This window comes from Xanthomonas arboricola pv. guizotiae, from assembly GCF_002940205.1.
Classification (GTDB): Bacteria; Pseudomonadota; Gammaproteobacteria; order Xanthomonadales; family Xanthomonadaceae; genus Xanthomonas; species Xanthomonas arboricola_C.
On sequence record NZ_MDSK01000109.1, the window covers coordinates 1 to 803 of the forward strand.

Sequence of the window (803 nt, forward strand, 5' to 3'; positions counted from 1 at the left end):
GCAGTGCAGTCGAAACATTGTGCTGAGCCAATGGGCCTTGGATCGCATTGCCCAAGCCAAAGACAAAGCCAAAGCCAAAACCACGGCCAAAGCCAAAGCCAAAGCCGAAACCACGGCCAAAGCCAAAGCCGAAACCACGGCCAAAGCCAAAGCTGAAGCCACAGACGTGGCCCAACGCAAGATCAACGAAATTATAGAATATCTACCAATATATGAAGCATTAGGGAAAGTGCCACCGGCTGTGGCATTCTCTAATTACTTGCATGGTGATGGCTCATTTGGCAAGACGCTACGTAACATCCTTCCATACATCACCCCAGATCAGAAGAAAAGATTTGTTCTAGCAAGCGAGAGGCGCAAACTGGCCTTGGCCGCTCAAAGCAAGCCTCTAAAAGGCGTATTCCGGACCCTCCATCAAGACCCAGATTTGCTTCTTGAAATTTCAAGAAAATTCAGCAATAGAGCGTACAGTATCGAAGACGCAAGAAGCGGATATTTATCACAAGCAAGGCTGGAAGAAATGGTCGACCAGGAAACCGGCGAACTGACTCCTCTGGGTGAAGCCGTGATTTCAGGAGCATCCGAAGGCATCCAGGCGGCAATTCGCGCCAATTTCAGACTTCGTTATCAACAACCGGACCTGCCTCCATACAGTCCCACTCAGGCCTTCCATCGGCCAGAAGAAACGTGGCATCCCGATGCTCCGGCTGATTCTTCCTATTCGTCCCTATTGCCGCCCACCCCCTCTGGTGGTTGGCAGTTGCCGCCCACCCCCTATGGCGGTTGGCCGCAGAACGCATCAG

General features: G+C 51.9%; 1 pseudogene. It reads left to right on the forward strand.

Annotated elements, in window-relative coordinates:
- Positions 1 to 37 precede the first annotated feature (37 nt).
- A pseudogene (locus tag XarbCFBP7408_RS22020) lies at positions 38 to 803 on the forward strand (Ulp1 family isopeptidase); the annotation flags it as partial.